Below are 16521 nucleotides of genomic sequence, written 5' to 3'. Positions count from 1 at the left end.
ACGCAAATAAGGGGCACTAGCCCCTTTGGTCATTTATACAGAGTGAAAGCATGCCATTTTCAAAACTCGGCTTAAGCCAACCTATCACAGACGCTATCCAACAATTGGGTTACAGCAAGCCTACCAATATCCAAACCAAAGCGATTCCTGTGATTCTGCAAGGACAAGATCTTATTGCAGCCGCGCAAACAGGCACGGGTAAAACGGCAAGCTTTGTATTACCCATTCTAGAAAAGTTAAGCCAAGGTGAAACGCAACGTAAAAAACGTATTCGCGCGCTTATCTTAACTCCGACCCGTGAACTGGCCATTCAGGTGGAAGAAAAAGTTCGCCAATATGGTCAACATCTAAAACTGACTTCATTGGCTATGTACGGCGGTGTTGACGAGAAAGCACAAAAACAGGCGTTGATCGAAGGTGTCGATGTTTTGGTGGCAACCCCTGGTCGTCTACTTGATATGTACGCCAGACGCGCGGTTTACTTTGAAGAAGTCGAAGTATTAGTACTTGATGAAGCGGACCGCATGCTAGACATGGGCTTTATCGATGACATCAACAAGATCCTCGATCGTCTGCCAACCGATATTCAGAACTTGCTGTTCTCAGCAACACTGTCAAACAAAGTACGCGATCTTGCCAAAACAGCGGTACACAACCCATACGAGATCTCGATTGCAGCGAATCAAGCATCTAAAAAGAACATCGAACAGTGGCTTATCACCGTTGATAAAGACATGAAATCATCACTGCTGGCACACCTAATCAAAGAGAACAATTGGGACCAAGCGTTGATCTTTATCGAGACCAAACATGGCGCTGCAAAACTTGCTCAACAATTAGAGAAGCGTGGCATCGCTGCCGAAGCATTCCACAGTGGACGCAGCCAAGCCATTCGTAGTCAACTGCTAGAAGATTTCAAAGCTGGCAAGATTCAATACATGATCGCAACTGGTGTAGGCGCGCGTGGTATCGATATTCATGGCTTAACTCGCGTAATTAACTACGATTTACCGTTCCCAGCTGACGAATATGTTCACCGTATTGGTCGTACTGGTCGCGCGGATGCGCAAGGCGAAGCGATCTCGTTCGTATCTAAAGATAACTTCAAGAATCTATGCATGATTGAAAGCCGTCTTGGTCACCTGATTGAACGCCGCGAAGTTGAAGGCTTTGCACCACGCAAACCTGTGCCAATTTCAATTCTCAACTACGTACCAAAAAGCAAACGAGTACAGAAAGACGCAGAATGAGCCAAGAACACTTCAAAGGGAAATATGAAGTCGAGTTGAAGTTTCGAGTCAAAGATAAGGACGCGTTTTATCGCGTCCTTAACTCTCTAGAGCATCAAGTTATGGTGCATGAAAATCAAGAAACCGACTGGTACTTTGACACTCCAGAGCATACCCTCAAGCAGCAAGCTAAAACCGTCTCAATCCGTGAGATGGAGCCGTCTGGGATCAAATTATGGATCGTAAAAGGGCCCGAAGCAGACCGCTGTGAAGCGACCAATATTACCAATTCAGCGAATGCGCGTAGCATGCTGGAAAATATGGGGTATCAAGTCAGATTAATCACGCAGAAAACACGCAGCATCTACTTTATTGGACCATTCCATATCACCTTTGATCAATTAGCCAACATAGGTCACTTCGCCGAATTCGCCATTATGACGGACGACGAGAGTGCGTTGGCGCGCTACCGAAGTGAGTTGGAACAGCTAGCGCAGCAATTTGGTTTACTGTCTCAAGATCTTGAGCATCGCTCTTATTTGACCTTATTTGAAAGTGCGATTTGAAAGTACGTTTTAAAGTCGTAGTTAAAAACCAATTCAGGCGATAGATCAATTTTTCCCTTGGTAAATCGCCATACACTCTAAACATCAAAATTGAAGGGACTCAATGATGTTTAAATGTGGACAGTGTCGGCAATTTACTCGCTCGCGCGATAACGAAAAAGATCTCTGTGCGGCTTGGCAACAACCTACCCTCGCCACTCGTGAAGCGTGCGGCTATTTTATGCCAAGCAAACCGCTCTTTAATCCCGATCGCTACCGCGAGCCAGAGCAACGCTAAACATCAAATTCAATATTTTCCAGTTTAAGTAACGCCGCTTTGCGCTCAACACCACCCGCATAGCCAGTCAATTTACCACTTTTACCGATTACGCGATGGCACGGTACAATAATCGAGATCGGATTTTTACCATTCGCCAGTCCCACTGCGCGTACCGCTTTCGGATTATCAATGGCGTCCGCCAATTGTTGATAGCTCCAAGTTTCACCAAAGGGAATGGTGGTTAAAGCCTGCCAAACCTGGGTTTGAAACGCGGTCCCTTGAGCGGCGAGCGGCAGATCAAATTGATTGCGAATACCGGCAAAATACTCATCAAGCTGAGTTTTGGTTTCATGTAGCAAGGCAAACTCATCATCACGTACCCCCAATTCATTCGGCTGTGTGGTTTGAGTTTCAAACCAAGCGCCGAGTAACCCATGCTGGTTGGCTTGAAGGGTCATCTTACCCAATGGGGTATCTATCACTGTAAAGCGGTTCATCCTGCGTGACTCCATAAATGAAAGGTCGCGTAACTGCCAAATGGCGAAACATTGTCTTTGTTAAGTTGAGTGAATTGTTTAAGCGCTTTTTTCACCACCAAGTCACCTTCTAAGAATCGATCGGGTTCAGATAAACCGCGCAGCGCGGCATAGTTTACCGTCCAAGGACCAATCCCTTTAAGCGCCAGCCATTTTTCAAACTCCGCTTCGGGTTCTGCTGCGATTAACTCGGCAAATCTTTTGAGTGTATCACGGCGACTTTGCGGCATGCGTAAGAAACCCAAATCAGCACAGCTCACCTCTTGGGGAGTTGGAAAATGCTTGGCACCGTGCGGCTGCAAAGTCGACACCAACAAGTTCAACTGACCAATCGCCGCTTTGATTGAAACTTGCTGACCGAGAATCGCCCTAACACCCGCTTCCCAAGTGCTCCAAACCCCGGGCATACGAATACCATGACGAATCACTAACCCCGGCTCAAGTTGCTCAAGATGCTGCTCTATGACATTAACATCAACATCGAGGTCAAACATGCGTCTGACATTGGTGACAAGATGCTTTAACTGGCTGATTTCCGCCAATTCAAACTGCAACACCACCTTATTGGTTTTCGCTGCAAAATCGATGTGGAACCAAGCCGGTTTATCATTGATTTGCACATGACGTTGGTAACTGCTCCCACCGACCTCTTCGAGCCCTTGAACAGCTCGTAGACGATAAAAATCAAGGGTATAGTGCCAATCATAAGCACCGCGATAACTCAGTTCTAAAGTATTACGTGCGCTACCATTCGCCACTTCACGTTTTAAATCACTCGGCGAAAGCCGTAGTGCTTTTTTGAATGCATCATTAAAGCGACGTGTACTATTAAAACCACTCGCAAAGCCAATCTCGGTGATGCTCATACTACTTGAATGCAATAGCTGTTTCGCGAATAGCAGCTGATGATAGAGAGCATATTGCTTAGGGGACATTCCTAAGTTCTGTTCAAACAGTTGGCGCAGATAACGATCGGATATGCCTAACCGTTCCGCTAATGTTTGTAACGAGCCTTGCTGCAATTCCCCTTGTTCAATCAAACCGAGTGCTCGCTGGTAGGTGGTTTTGCTCCCCTGCCAAGCCCATGAGTTAGGCGCACTATCCGGTCGACAGCGCAAGCATGGTCGGTAACCTGCCTGTAGCGCGAGGGCGGCATTAGTGTAGTACTCAACGTTCTCTTCTTTGGGTAAATTCGCAGGACAAATCGGACGACAGAAGATTTTCGTCGTTTTTACTGCAACAAAGAAACGCCCATCAAAGCGAGCATCACGGGTTTGCCGTGCTAACTGAAACTGCTCAAAATTGTCTGCCATCATCCCTCTCAACTCTCAACTCTCAACTCTCAACTCTCAACTCTTTTAGAGTGTACCGCGTTTCTCGAGCAACACTCGCCATTTTCGGAACTGATACCTATTGGTCAATCTTGTGGTGAGCGAAGCCAAGTCCGCCATACTTTTTAATTATCTGGGTAATACTAAAGCGTTAATTTAGCAAAATTCCATACATCAAATTGCTTATTGATAAAACCTTAACTAACTTTATTGGGTAGGGAAGGATTCCCTTGGCGAACCCAAATCTAAGTGCACTAACAGGGAGTTGGCTATGAACTTACAATCTTGCACGATCAGGCTTAACGATAACTCAACATTAATCTGCAAAACAGTGGAGCAGTCACTCGGGGTGATTGAATACCACGGGCAGTCAAAGATTACTGATATCTATATTGACGCGACCGATGGCTATGGAATTAATTCCTATAACCTTCCTTTTGAAGAGTCAATTGAGAGTCTTATGAACCTATAGCTGTTCGCAGCGGTTCACCTGAACTCAGTTTAAACCTAAATATCAGACCTATCCGTTTCTGGTCACATCCAGAATATTGTTGAGTTAGTTTGAGGGGCAACCTTCAAACCAACTCTTTTTTCATTTTTCCACTCACTTTTTCTTCGTCCTCTTCATCCAACTCAACCTGGCAAAGACAGAAAAGGTTACTAGCAAAACCAATACACAAGCATTTAAAAATAAAACATTACACAGAAGTGAACACTCACACTCTAACGTAATCTCATTCTTACCCGACCATAAAATGCGTTTTGTACATTTAAAAAATGAAATACATTCATTTTACTCATACACCCTACAGGCATAGTATCAAGTCATCGAGTTGAGGGGGCAAACCCAAACCTAATTGCGCCCAAATGAAATCAACCCAACTAATTTTTATTCAAAGCTAAGTAATTAATTTATTTGAGTAAGGCGAACATTCTTCACCTAAAAAATGAACTCATGACGCCTCTCTGCATTCACAACAGAGCTTTGGATTGTATACAGCATCATAAATCAATAGGTATTACTCATGACTATTCCGACTACTGAAATGCTACAAGCATGGGAAGGCTTTACTTCTGGTCAATGGCAAACCGAAGTAAACACTCGTGATTTTATCCAAACCAACTACACCCCATATGAAGGCGATGAGTCATTCTTAGCTGAGGCAACTCCAGCGACAACTACCCTTTGGAACAGTGTGCTGGAAGGCATTAAAGAAGAGAGCCGTACTCACGCTCCATTAGATTTCGATACTGATCTACCTTCTACCATTATCTCTCACGACGCTGGTTACATTAACCAAGAGTTAGAAACCATCGTTGGCTTACAAACAGACAAGCCACTAAAACGCTCAATTATCGCTAATGGCGGTATTCGCATGGTAAAAACCTCTTGCGAGGTTTACGGTCGTGAATTAGATCCAAGCGTAGAAAAAATCTTTACTGAGTACCGTAAAACACACAACAAAGTCTGTTTTGATCTTTATACCAAAGACATCCTCGCGTGTCGTAAATCCGGTATCATCACGGGTCTACCGGATGCTTATGGTCGTGGTCGTATCATTGGTGACTACCGCCGTTTGGCTCTATACGGTATTAACTTCTTGATTGCAGACAAACAAGAGCAAGTAAAATCGACGCAAAGCTTCCTCGAACAAGGACAAGATCTCGAAAAAACGCTCCGTCTGCGTGAAGAACTCGCCGATCAAATTCAAGCGCTAAAAGATATTCGTACCATGGGTCTTAAATACGGTATCGATATGTCAGCACCAGCGCGCACTGCGCAAGAAGCGATTCAGTTCACCTACTTTGGCTACCTAGCTGCGGTAAAATCACAAAACGGCGCAGCGATGTCTCTAGGACGCACTTCGACGTTCCTCGACGTGTACATTGAGCGTGATATTGCCAATGGCATCCTTAACGAGTCACAAGCTCAAGAGCTGATCGATCACTTTATTATGAAATTGCGTATGGTGCGCTTCTTACGTACACCTGACTACGACTCACTCTTCTCTGGCGACCCAATTTGGGCAACTGAAGCCATGGCGGGTATGGGTGTGGACGGTCGTACTCTCGTTACCAAAACCACCTTCCGTTACCTTCATACCTTATACAACATGGGACCGGCTCCTGAGCCTAATATGACGGTACTTTGGTCGGAACAGCTACCTGACGGCTTCAAAAAATACGCGGCAAAAGTGTCCATCGATACCTCATCACTTCAGTATGAAAACGATGATCTGATGCGTCCGGACTTCAACAATGATGATTACGCAATCGCCTGTTGTGTTAGCCCACAAATTGTCGGTAAAGACATGCAATTCTTTGGGGCTCGTGCAAACTTGGCTAAAGCGCTGCTGTATACCATCAATGGCGGTATCGACGAAAAATCTAAAGCTCAAGTAGGACCAAAACAGGCGCCTATCTCAGATGCTGTCCTCGATTTTGACGCGCTAATGCCACGTTTCGATGCGATGTTGGATTGGTTGGCAACCCAGTATGTGACTGCACTTAACATCATTCACTACTCACACGACCGTTATAGCTACGAAGCTTCACTAATGGCGCTGATGGATCGCGATGTACGTCGCACCATGGCATGTGGTATTGCTGGGTTGTCCGTTGTCGCTGACTCTCTTGCTGCGATCAAATTTGCCAAAGTCACACCAGTTCGTGATGAAGAGGGTATCGCTGTCGATTTTGAGATTGAAGGTGACTATCCAAAATTCGGTAACAATGATGCTCGCGTCGATGATATCGCTTGCGATTTGGTTGAGCGCTTCATGAAAAAGATTCAAAAGATGTCTATGTACCGCGAAGCGATTCCGACCCAGTCTATTCTGACCATCACCTCAAATGTGGTTTATGGTAAGAAAACCGGTAACACTCCAGATGGTCGCCGTGCAGGCATGCCATTTGGTCCTGGTGCTAACCCTATGCACGGTCGCGATCAAAACGGTGCGGTTGCATCACTGACATCTGTATCAAAACTGCCATTCGCATTTGCTAAAGATGGGATTTCTTACACCTTCTCTATCGTGCCAAATGCACTGGGTAAAGATGCTGAGATGCAAAAACAAAATCTGGCAGCATTAATGGATGGTTATTTCCACCACGAAGCAGGCGACAACGGTCACCTAATCGAAGGAGGTCAACACCTTAACGTTAATGTACTGAACCGTGAGATGTTACTTGATGCTGTTGAGCATCCAGAGAAATACCCTCAACTGACTATTCGTGTTTCAGGTTATGCGGTGCGTTTTAACTCATTGACCAAAGAGCAACAACAAGACGTTATTACACGCACATTCACTGAGAAAATGTAGCGTTAATCAGTAACGGAAAATAACAAGCTTTATCAATAAAGCACTACCTGTTTGGCCTGCCGTGGTACGCGGGCCTTTTTTCTTTCAGCTTTATCCCCTGCCTCAAATCAGCAATATTTGCTTATCTTGCCCCTATTCTGCAACTCGTTCGAATTTTTTGAACAGCTTCATCTAACTGCATAGATTTTTAACTGACCTCTGCTCACATAAACTTGCTTCCATAAGTTAACGACACGTTCAAAAATTTGGAGCCCAACCATGACCACTCTCGTTTTAAAATCCAGCATTCTTGGTGAATATTCACAATCTAACCAGCTTATTGATGCGGCGCTAGAAGGTAAAACCAACCTTATTGAACGTGATTTAGCAGCTAACCCATTGCCTATGCTTGATGCGAGCGTTGCAACTGCACTGCGTGGAAATGGCGATGATCTTGCCCCAGAGCTTAAAGCGATTCTTGACCTGTCTAACCAGCTAGTTGATGAACTCAAAGCCGCCGATCAAATTGTTATCGCAGCGCCAATGTACAACTTTATGGTTCCAACACAGCTAAAGAATTGGTTTGACCTAATCGCTCGAGCAGGTGTGACATTCAGTTACACCGAGCAAGGTCCGGTTGGTCTTATCGAGAATAAAAAAGTGGTCGTTGTTACGACGCGCGGTGGTCTGCATAAAGACAGCCCACGTAACTCTATCGAGAGCTATGTCAGCACTATGCTTGGTTTTATCGGTATTACTGATGTGCAGTTTGTTTATGCCGAAGCACTGAACATGGGTGAGGAGTCAGCGCAAGCGAGCCGCGAGAGCGCACTAGAACAGCTTTCTGCTTTAATCTAATTTCGACTAACGACCGCTTTCAATTTCAAATCCTAAGTCCTTAGTCTTTGCGGGAACAGTTTGCCACTGTTCCCGTTTTTTTATTCAGATTTTGATTTACTTAGTTTGTTGCCCTTATGCATACACAAAAAGGCACAAACAAAAAACCACCTCGAAGTGAGATGGTTTCTATCGGTCTTAGCAATCTGCCGCTTGTTTAATACTGTAAGCGGTAACAGGGTCGATTCCCTTAACAAGCTCTTCAACCTGTTTAATCGCCTCAACAGCACTGCTCGCTTTGCGGTAGCTGAGGTAGATTGGGCGACACCAATCTTCAACGCCTTCAACTTTATTCAACTGACCGGAGGCTAAAAATGGTTCAACCAGAGAAGCTGGTAAATAGGCGCTGCCACCTTTTTCAAGAATAAAATCAAGTGCGATACGCGCAGTTGAGGTACGTAGGTAAGGCGCAGGAATTTTGGCATGACGATCCGCATGCTCAGAAACAAACTTCGTACCCCAATCTACGTAGACATATTTATCGGCAAATACATCTTCAACGGTGCGTTGCTCAGTCGATACCAACATCAATACAACGTCAGCGACTTTCTTACAGTGCAGCTCATCGGCTTTGATTTGGTCAAATGCAAATGCCATGTCTAGCGTGCGTTCTTGTAGACTGCGGATCAGCGCTTCGCGTCCCATTACTTCAGCGATAAATCCATAGCCGTCAAAAGCTTCTGTCGTTGTACTTAAACAGTTTTGCAGATAGGCATCCCATACATTAGGCGTACCGCCCATCGTCAGTTGCAACTTCTTGCCACTCTCTAGTGACAATTCCAGTTTTGCCTGCTGTAACGTCGTTACCATTACTTCAGCATAGCTAACAAGGCGCTCACCGGCCGACGTAAGCTTGATATTGTTACGATCGCGAATAAATAACTGCGTATCAAAATGACTTTCTAGTTGTTTGATGCGTGCACTGACCGCAGCTTGGGTTATATATAAATTTTCAGCAGCACGACCAAAGTGGCGCACTTTTGCCAACTCTAAAAACGTTCTAAAGACTTTTACGTCCATTGTTATACCTCAGAAAAAAGCGCTGCAAGATTAACAGGGAAATCATCAATAAATAAAGCGTGAATGCGCAAAGTGTTACATGGATTTAACAATATAATTTACTGACCACGATAAAAATTATTTGTTTTTCTTTTTGCAACTTTACGCCTAATTTTCGCCATATACCAATGCTGATTCGGGCGAAGTGACATTTAGCAGCTCAAAAGCAGCGGTCTTTCGTCCAAAACATACCATTTGAGGTCAATCGAAATGTCTGACACTGAATTTCGTCATGGCAAAAAGCGTTTTTACGACAACACCAAATTTCCACGTGGTTTTGCCAAGTCTGGTGACTTTACTTTAGCTGAAGAAGAAATCCTAACTATCTACGGCGATACAATGCTTGGTTTAGAAACTGGCGAACTGTCTCCTCAAAATGCTGAAGAGAAACACTTCGTTAAAGTTATCGAAAACCCTGGTAAAGCAAAATCAAAACTTGAGCGCGTATGGCTTAAGTACATCCAACTCGCTCGTGGTCGTAAGCGTTTCCATACTCTAAATGGTCGCAACAAGCCTGAAGCAAGTGATGATTACGCTGAAGATAGCAGCCTAGTCGAAGAAGATTAATCCCCAAAAACGCCCCTAACCATTAGGGGCGTTTTTTTGTTCTTTCCACTCTTAAACGCAAACATCAATTAGTGCAAGAAAAACGCACGCCACTTTCTTACCCGGTAGTAAAACTTGCCACCAAGTATTGAAATTACTGATTTAATTGCACATCTTTTCAGCTATTTCTCCCGCCAACAATAATTGAAATAATTAATCGTCACGATAGATCTTATTTGTTTTACTCTGGTTGCTTTTTGTCCGTTAATGCGCGCGGACACGATAAATCTGCATTACCGTGTCAGGTGTGATATCAGCCAAAACTGATTCATTTTCTTCTCTCTATTTTCGTGAGAATAGATGTGGAAAAAACATCCAAATTAGACCGCGTGCGCGCGGATTACAACGTGCATTACTGGAGCCAAGGTTTCTACGGTATCGACAACCAAGGCGAAGTGTACGTATCTCCTACTCAAGATAAAGCGCACCAAATCCCATTAAGTAATATTGTTACTCAGCTTGAACAACATCAGCTGAACCTACCTGTACTTGTTCGCTTCCCGCAGATTTTGCATCAACGCGTACACGGTATTTGTCAGGCGTTTAACCAAGCAATTGAAGAGTATCAATACCCGAATAACTATCTATTGGTTTACCCAATTAAAGTAAACCAGCAGAAAGAAGTGGTAGACGAGATCCTTGCTAGCCAAGCCAGCCTAGAAACAAAACAACTAGGTTTGGAAGCAGGCAGTAAACCTGAACTACTTGCTGTGTTAGGTCTAGCGCAGAAAGCAAGTTCAGTGATTGTATGTAACGGTTACAAAGACCGTGAGTACATTCGTCTGGCTCTGATCGGTGAAAAACTGGGTCATAAAGTTTTCATCGTACTCGAGAAGCTTTCTGAGCTTGATCTAGTACTGAAAGAAGCGAAGAGCTTAGGCGTTAAACCACGTTTAGGTATTCGTATTCGCCTCGCCTCTCAAGGCGCGGGTAAATGGCAAGCAAGTGGCGGTGAGAAATCGAAATTTGGTTTGTCGGCATCGCAAGTTCTAACGGTGATTGATCGTCTGAAAAAAGAAGATCAGCTTGATGCGATGCAGCTTGTGCATTTCCACCTTGGTTCACAGATGGCAAACATCCGTGATATCCGTAACGGTGTCAATGAATCAGCACGTTTCTACTGCGAACTGCGTGAAATGGGTGCGAAGATCGATTTCTTCGACATCGGTGGTGGCCTGGCAGTTGATTACGATGGTACTCGTAGCCAATCATCAAACTCAATGAACTACGGTTTGATTGAGTACGCGCGTAACATCGTCAGCACAGTAGGTGATGTTTGTCAGGCTTACGGTCAACCAATGCCAGTGATCATCTCTGAATCTGGTCGCTCATTGACAGCGCACCACGCCGTACTGATCACCAACGTAATTGGTACCGAAGCGTACCAACCAGAGCAAGTTGAAGCGCTGGAAGAAGATGCACCAACGCTACTACAAAACATGTGGCGTAACTGGCACAACCTGCAAGATGGCAGCGATGCTCGCGCGCTGATTGAGATCTATAACGATACTCAAGCAGACTTGGCAGAAGTGCACTCTCAGTTTGCAACCGGTGTATTGAACCTGCATCAGCGAGCTTGGGCAGAGCAGATGTCACTGCGCATCTACTTTGAGCTAAGTCGTGCCATGAGCACCAAGAACCGTTTCCACCGTCCAATTTTGGACGAACTAAACGAACGTTTAGCGGACAAGTTCTTTGTTAACTTCTCGCTGTTCCAATCACTGCCAGATGCGTGGGGTATCGACCAAGTATTCCCTGTACTACCGCTGTCAGGATTGGATGAACTTGAAGACCGTCGTGCAGTCATGCTGGACATCACTTGTGACTCAGATGGCGCAGTTGAGCAATACGTTGAAGGTCAAGGTATTGAAACAACACTACCAGTACCAGCTTGGAATCCAGATAAACCATACCTAATGGGTTTCTTCCTTGTTGGCGCTTACCAAGAGATCCTTGGTGACATGCACAACCTATTTGGTGATACACACAGTGCAGTTGTGACAGTCAGCGATGAAGGCGAAGCGATCATCGAACGAATCGATGTCGGCGACTCGGTAGAAGACATGTTGCGTTACGTACACATTGACGTAGACAACATTCGAGAGCATTATCGCGAGCTCGTCAACCAGCGTGTTGACCAACAAGAACAACAACAGGTACTGCAAGAACTGGAACAAGGTCTCTGTGGTTACACCTACTTAGAGGATTTCTAAATGAATGATTTGTTTAGTAAAACTGATTATTCACTTTACTCAAACTCAATGAGTTTTATGCGCCGACCATACCTACGTAACCCTATCGGCAGCGATGCTGACGTAGTGGTACTGGGTGTGCCTTTGGACATGGCGACTTCTGGTCGCCCAGGTGCTCGTATGGGGCCTGACGCTATCCGTCGCGCTTCAGTGAACTTAGCTTGGGAAGGCAAAAAATTCCCTTGGGATTTCAACGTATTTGATCGCGCGAAAGTGATTGATGCGGGCGATCTTGTATTCGATTGTGGTGATGCAGAAGACTTCACTTACCGCCTAGAGAAAGCGGCATGTGAGATCCTTAAAAATGGTAAAACACTGATGGCGCTAGGTGGTGATCACTTTATCACGCTACCTATCCTACGTGCTTACGCGAAACACCACGGTGAAATGGCATTGATTCACTTCGATGCGCACACAGACACTTACGCAAATGGCAGTGCATACGACCACGGTACTATGTTCTACCATGCGCCAAACGAAGGTCTGATTTCACCGAAGCACTCAGTGCAGATCGGTATTCGTACTGAGTACGAGAAGCAAGATCACGGCTTCAACGTTATCAACGCGATGCAAGCAAACGATATGTCAGCAGACGAAATCGTTGAGCAAGTGCGTGGCATCGTTGGTGACAAGCCAGTTTATGTGACTTTCGATATCGACTGTCTTGACCCTGCATTCGCACCGGGTACAGGTACTCCGGTATGTGGTGGCTTAAACTCAGATAAAGTGCTTAAGATCCTACGCGGTTTCGCAGGCATGAATGTGGTGGGTATGGACGTGGTGGAAGTCTCTCCAGCATACGATCACGCAGACATGACAGCACTAGCTGGTGCAACTATCGCGCTTGAGTTGCTTTACGTTTGGGCTTCACGCAAGTCAGCTGAGTAATCCTTCAGCCTAACAGTCGAGTGAAACACTCGAAACTGCTTCTAGCCTGTCATTGGTTGCTATCAATGGCAGGCTTTTTTATTTGCGCTGCTTTAGTAGCCACTTTGCTCTCTTCGTGTCAATCCACTGCGCCAATAGAATTTCAATATCCATGATGAGATCACCTCTTCAAACTACTGGACTCGAATAAGCGACTTAATTTCATTACTCTAGCGCGTAAACATTACCGTTAAGAAGTAGAGTAATCATGATAGAACGCCAAGAAACAAACCAAAGAATGAGCCGCATTGTTAAACACAACGGAACCATCTACTTGTGTGGTCAAGTCTGTGCTGACGCAACTAAAGGCATTACTGAGCAAACGCAAACCATGCTAGACAAAGTCGATGCACTACTTGAGCAAGCGGGTAGCTCTCGTGAGCATATGCTGTCGGCAACCATCTACATCAAAGATATGCAGCACTTCGCCGAAATGAATGCAGTGTGGGATGCTTGGGTACCTGAAGGTCATGCTCCAGCTCGCGCTTGTGTGCAAGCAAGCATGGCGCGTGAAGAGCTACTGGTCGAAATTTCTGTGGTTGCAGCAGAGAAATAATTCCGCTCGCTGGTAGTCTGCTAGGTGGCAACGGTCGAACTAAAGGCAGTTGCCGCTATTAATGAAACTCTCTTCTCTCTTTTGCGCTTTATTTTAAATATTCGTACACTACCTTCTTTGGCAAGTGGTACAGCCTCGACACGCCTGACGGGTATGCTTATCCAATTTTGAGCGTTGAACCTTACAGTAGGCATTTTTCAACGCGCGACGCGCAGCGAACCAATCTTGCGGTTTGGCTAATATCAAATAGCCGTTAAAACGCTTTACCAATTCGATACGATTCTCATTGATAAACTTACTCGCGTAACCAATTTCAAAGTAATCCAACGCTTCTTCTATCGAGGTAAAGCTGGCGATTTTGGCTTGAATATCGTTACTCATGGCGACTTAGGTAATAAATGCAAAGATGAACAGGACGCTAAATTAACACACCGAAACCCACGCTGCTTTGATTTCGCTATCGCTAACAAAACAGAACAAAACAAAACGCCTCACTATCAAAGTAAGGCGTTAGATTCGTGTTGAGCTAAATTTTTATTATTGTTGTGTTTATGCCCAGAACACCATCGCGATAAGCGTGAGAGCCACAATACAAGCGACGTTTAGAATCAAACCGACTCGCATCATCTCACTTTGCTTCACGTGTCCAGAGCCAAATACGATCGCATTTGGCGGGGTCGCGACTGGCAACATAAACGCACACGAAGCAGACACCGCAATCAACACCGATAGGATCACCGGTGACATCCCAAAGGCTTCGGCTACCGTGGCAAAAACAGGAATCAATAACGCAGCACTTGCGGTATTACTCGCAAACTCAGTTAAAAAGACCACAAACACAGCAATCACGGCAATGATAAAGAAGATGCCAAGGTGGGCAATTGAATCACTCAGTGCATTGGCTAAAAATACGCTGGTGCCTGTTGCTTTCAAGACGTTACTTAGACAGATACCGCCACCAAATAGCAGCAATACGCCCCAGTCAGCCGTCTTTTCAATATCTTTCCAATGCACCACGCGGGCAAAGTTGACTGCCACAATCGCGCCAAGCGCAACGATAGTATCGAACTTGGCATAACCACCTAACATTGCATTGATTGGCTTACTGAAAATCCAGAAAAATACTGTGGTAGCAAAAATCGCGAGTGTCACGACCTTGCCTTTATCCCACTGCACCGGCTCATGATTTAGTTCAAAATCACCTCGTAGATCCGGCTTTAGAACTGAGTAAAGAATCACAATTGCAAGTGGTAGCAAAATTGCCGCAGTCGGTAAACCAAATGCCATCCACTCAGTAAAGGTCAAGCCAACTTCAGCCGCCGCAATCGCGTTTGGCGGGCTACCCACGATAGTGGCAATACCACCTAAACTGGCACTGTAAGCGATACCAAGCAATACAAAGACATAGGTCTTATGACCACTCTCTTCATTCACTTTGCTAAGAACGCCAAGTACAAGTGGCAGCATCATCGCGGTTGTTGCGGTATTACTGATCCACATTGAAAGCAGCGCTGTCACACCAAACAGCATAAACACAGCCACACTCATCTTTCCCTTAGCAACGATCAGCACTTTATCGGCAATGACTTTATCTAAGCCTTGTCTGTGCATCGCAGCGGCCAAAGCAAAGCCACCTAAGAAGAGGAAGATAATTGAGTTGGCAAAGTTATTCAGGGCAGTTTGAGTATTGAAGACACCAAATAGCACCGCCATTATTGGCACTAAAATAGCGGTGACCGTGACATGCAGCGCTTCTGTTAACCATAGAATCGCGACAAAAATAAGCATACTCAGACCTAACACAACCTCAGGTTCAAACGGCAGTGTGAAGTAGAGAGTACAAAATAACGCGATATCCGCGAGGATTATTAAACTATTGCGGTTGATCAACCACTCCCGGGTATTGTTGGGCAAAGGGACACTATCATTTCTATTCATTGTTATTTTCCTTATGAGGGCCAATTGGCATTGCAAATGATCCCACATAACCCTCTAAGGAAATATTTTGTTTTGCGAATTTGTTAACCACATCAACATTATGGTTATAAATGTTAAGGTTATGATTTGGCTACTAACTTATCAAAGCTATCTAAAACCTGTTGGCACTTCATCACGCGACCATGTCCCTGACCTTGGGTTGCTACCAAAGCGACACTATCTATCTCATTCGCTGCTCTTTGCGATACGGAAAACTTGGTGAATTTATCCGCTTCATCGTGAACAATAATGGTTGGCGATTGGCGAAGTTTCAACTTGCCATATGGGTCGATCGATTGGATTGGATAGCGATAAGCTTCCTGAACCTCTTCTACAACAGCATTAAACAAACGCATTGAATAGCCAGAGCGCGCAACGCTACCAAACAGATTATCTAGGTAATCAAGTACAGGGGCGATCAGCAGCAGCGGTTTATCCACCAGCTTAATATGGTGACATTCAATTGCAGAAGCCGTCCCCATGCTATGACCCACTAGCCCAGCAACCTCATCAACACTGTCGAGTATCGCTTCTAGCCCACCAACAAACGCTGGAATATGCCCATAAACGCCCTCACTTTCACCATGTGCTGGGTGATCATAAGCCAACGCGGTAAAGCCTCGACTCGCAATATGTTCCATCAAAGGAAAGTACTGGCTTGCCGTGCCCGACCAGCCGTGAGTGAGCACCCAAACCGGTCCAGAACCAAGCGAATAAGTGGTTAATACCCCTTCTTTAGACTCAACCTTTCCTTTGATCATACCTTGTGGCAGCGCGTTTTTTGGCTTGGTACGCACAGGCGTCAGTAAGAGCTTGCGCGCGGTATTCTCTGCATGCCTCGGAGCTAAACGGTGGTGTAGTCTCGTCGAAAGATTGACCAAGCTACGTTTGAAACTGAACTTGTTCGAGGTGTTAAAATAAATCTTCTCACTCATGTTACCTATCCTTGAGGTATGGATACCAATCGAAACAAGCCCTTGCTTGTTGTTGCAGACTACTTACTTAACCCGATTGGTATGGGTTT

The 16521-nt window shown here is 45.1% G+C and carries 16 protein-coding genes; 10 read left to right on the top strand and 6 right to left on the bottom strand.

What is annotated here, in order from left to right; all coding sequences use genetic code 11:
* Positions 1-50: 50 nt before the first annotated feature.
* From DPF93_RS06785 to DPF93_RS21290, 3 genes are all read left to right on the top strand, one after another.
* On the top strand, positions 51-1250 hold the full coding sequence (locus DPF93_RS06785; protein ID WP_075648220.1) for a DEAD/DEAH box helicase: 1200 nt from the start codon (positions 51-53) through the stop codon (positions 1248-1250).
* Positions 1247-1795 (top strand): class IV adenylate cyclase, encoded by a 549-nt coding sequence (gene cyaB, locus DPF93_RS06780; protein ID WP_114765458.1) that lies wholly within the window; start codon positions 1247-1249, stop codon positions 1793-1795. The genes DPF93_RS06785 and cyaB overlap by 4 nt, the downstream gene beginning before the upstream one ends.
* Before the next feature lie 103 nt (positions 1796-1898).
* Entirely contained in the window at positions 1899-2072 is a 174-nt protein-coding gene (locus DPF93_RS21290; protein WP_164675329.1) for a hypothetical protein, read from the top strand.
* Here DPF93_RS21290 and DPF93_RS06775 read toward each other — a convergent pair.
* Positions 2069-2551 (bottom strand): methylated-DNA--[protein]-cysteine S-methyltransferase, encoded by a 483-nt coding sequence (locus DPF93_RS06775; protein ID WP_114765457.1) that lies wholly within the window; start codon positions 2549-2551, stop codon positions 2069-2071. The genes DPF93_RS21290 and DPF93_RS06775 overlap by 4 nt on opposite strands.
* On the bottom strand, positions 2548-3903 hold the full coding sequence (locus DPF93_RS06770) for a DNA-3-methyladenine glycosylase 2 family protein (protein ID WP_244204694.1): 1356 nt from the start codon (positions 3901-3903) through the stop codon (positions 2548-2550). The genes DPF93_RS06775 and DPF93_RS06770 overlap by 4 nt, the downstream gene beginning before the upstream one ends.
* A gap of 289 nt (positions 3904-4192) precedes the next feature.
* On the opposite strand from DPF93_RS06770, the gene DPF93_RS06765 reads away from it, so the two are divergent.
* The 3 genes from DPF93_RS06765 to DPF93_RS06755 all read left to right on the top strand — a co-directional run bounded on the left by DPF93_RS06765 (position 4193) and on the right by DPF93_RS06755 (position 8081).
* On the top strand, positions 4193-4393 hold the full coding sequence (locus tag DPF93_RS06765) for a hypothetical protein (RefSeq protein ID WP_075648224.1): 201 nt from the start codon (positions 4193-4195) through the stop codon (positions 4391-4393).
* A gap of 553 nt (positions 4394-4946) precedes the next feature.
* Positions 4947-7244: a formate C-acetyltransferase gene (pflB, locus tag DPF93_RS06760; RefSeq protein ID WP_114765455.1), complete on the top strand. Its 2298-nt coding sequence runs from the start codon at positions 4947-4949 to the stop codon at positions 7242-7244.
* 258 nt (positions 7245-7502) lie between these two features.
* Positions 7503-8081, top strand: a complete 579-nt coding sequence (locus DPF93_RS06755) for an FMN-dependent NADH-azoreductase (protein ID WP_114765454.1) — start codon at positions 7503-7505, stop codon at positions 8079-8081.
* 177 nt (positions 8082-8258) lie between these two features.
* Here DPF93_RS06755 and DPF93_RS06750 read toward each other — a convergent pair whose 3' ends face one another.
* Positions 8259-9140, bottom strand: coding sequence for a LysR family transcriptional regulator (locus DPF93_RS06750; RefSeq protein ID WP_114765453.1), 882 nt, complete (start codon positions 9138-9140; stop codon positions 8259-8261).
* 249 nt (positions 9141-9389) lie between these two features.
* On the opposite strand from DPF93_RS06750, the gene DPF93_RS06745 reads away from it, so the two are divergent.
* The 4 genes from DPF93_RS06745 to DPF93_RS06730 all read left to right on the top strand — a co-directional run bounded on the left by DPF93_RS06745 (position 9390) and on the right by DPF93_RS06730 (position 13520).
* A complete protein-coding gene (locus tag DPF93_RS06745) occupies positions 9390-9746 on the top strand; it encodes a MaoP family protein (protein WP_114765452.1) in 357 nt (118 codons plus the stop codon).
* Positions 9747-10087: 341 nt separating this feature from the next.
* Positions 10088-11998, top strand: a complete 1911-nt coding sequence (speA, locus tag DPF93_RS06740; RefSeq protein ID WP_164675331.1) for an arginine decarboxylase — start codon at positions 10088-10090, stop codon at positions 11996-11998.
* A complete protein-coding gene (speB, locus tag DPF93_RS06735; protein WP_114765450.1) occupies positions 11999-12925 on the top strand; it encodes an agmatinase in 927 nt (308 codons plus the stop codon).
* A gap of 247 nt (positions 12926-13172) precedes the next feature.
* Positions 13173-13520, top strand: a complete 348-nt coding sequence (locus DPF93_RS06730; protein ID WP_114765449.1) for a RidA family protein — start codon at positions 13173-13175, stop codon at positions 13518-13520.
* A 108-nt stretch (positions 13521-13628) separates the two neighbouring features.
* On the opposite strand, the gene DPF93_RS06725 is transcribed toward DPF93_RS06730, so the two are convergent.
* From DPF93_RS06725 to DPF93_RS06715, 3 genes are all read right to left on the bottom strand, one after another.
* Positions 13629-13901 carry a nitrogenase-stabilizing/protective protein NifW gene (locus DPF93_RS06725; protein ID WP_114765448.1) on the bottom strand — a complete coding sequence of 91 codons (273 nt, stop codon included), beginning with the start codon at positions 13899-13901 and terminating at the stop codon, positions 13629-13631.
* A 168-nt stretch (positions 13902-14069) separates the two neighbouring features.
* Positions 14070-15458, bottom strand: coding sequence for an SLC13 family permease (locus DPF93_RS06720; RefSeq protein WP_114765447.1), 1389 nt, complete (start codon positions 15456-15458; stop codon positions 14070-14072).
* 119 nt (positions 15459-15577) lie between these two features.
* Entirely contained in the window at positions 15578-16432 is an 855-nt protein-coding gene (locus DPF93_RS06715; RefSeq protein WP_114765446.1) for an alpha/beta hydrolase, read from the bottom strand.
* Positions 16433-16521 lie beyond the last annotated feature (89 nt).

The sequence above is a fragment of the Vibrio rhodolitus genome, from assembly GCF_003350325.1.
Classification (GTDB): domain Bacteria; phylum Pseudomonadota; class Gammaproteobacteria; order Enterobacterales; family Vibrionaceae; genus Vibrio; species Vibrio rhodolitus.
Note: the sequence above shows the minus strand (reverse complement) of the source record. Positions and strands in the feature narration are given on the sequence as shown.

Excerpts from the sequence above, each read along its gene's own strand:
- DPF93_RS06770 (WP_244204694.1), bottom strand. The coding sequence starts at position 3,903 with ATGGCAGACAATTTTGAGCAGTTTCAGTTAGCACGGCAAACCCGTGAT.
- speB (WP_114765450.1), top strand. The coding sequence starts at position 11,999 with ATGAATGATTTGTTTAGTAAAACTGATTATTCACTTTACTCAAACTCA.
- cyaB (WP_114765458.1), top strand. The coding sequence starts at position 1,247 with ATGAGCCAAGAACACTTCAAAGGGAAATATGAAGTCGAGTTGAAGTTT.
- pflB (WP_114765455.1), top strand. The coding sequence starts at position 4,947 with ATGACTATTCCGACTACTGAAATGCTACAAGCATGGGAAGGCTTTACT.
- DPF93_RS06745 (WP_114765452.1), top strand. The coding sequence starts at position 9,390 with ATGTCTGACACTGAATTTCGTCATGGCAAAAAGCGTTTTTACGACAAC.
- DPF93_RS06750 (WP_114765453.1), bottom strand. The coding sequence starts at position 9,140 with ATGGACGTAAAAGTCTTTAGAACGTTTTTAGAGTTGGCAAAAGTGCGC.
- DPF93_RS06715 (WP_114765446.1), bottom strand. The coding sequence starts at position 16,432 with ATGAGTGAGAAGATTTATTTTAACACCTCGAACAAGTTCAGTTTCAAA.
- DPF93_RS06725 (WP_114765448.1), bottom strand. The coding sequence starts at position 13,901 with ATGAGTAACGATATTCAAGCCAAAATCGCCAGCTTTACCTCGATAGAA.
- DPF93_RS06775 (WP_114765457.1), bottom strand. The coding sequence starts at position 2,551 with ATGAACCGCTTTACAGTGATAGATACCCCATTGGGTAAGATGACCCTT.
- DPF93_RS06785 (WP_075648220.1), top strand. The coding sequence starts at position 51 with ATGCCATTTTCAAAACTCGGCTTAAGCCAACCTATCACAGACGCTATC.
- DPF93_RS06755 (WP_114765454.1), top strand. The coding sequence starts at position 7,503 with ATGACCACTCTCGTTTTAAAATCCAGCATTCTTGGTGAATATTCACAA.
- DPF93_RS06765 (WP_075648224.1), top strand. The coding sequence starts at position 4,193 with ATGAACTTACAATCTTGCACGATCAGGCTTAACGATAACTCAACATTA.
- DPF93_RS06730 (WP_114765449.1), top strand. The coding sequence starts at position 13,173 with ATGATAGAACGCCAAGAAACAAACCAAAGAATGAGCCGCATTGTTAAA.
- DPF93_RS06720 (WP_114765447.1), bottom strand. The coding sequence starts at position 15,458 with ATGAATAGAAATGATAGTGTCCCTTTGCCCAACAATACCCGGGAGTGG.
- DPF93_RS21290 (WP_164675329.1), top strand. The coding sequence starts at position 1,899 with ATGATGTTTAAATGTGGACAGTGTCGGCAATTTACTCGCTCGCGCGAT.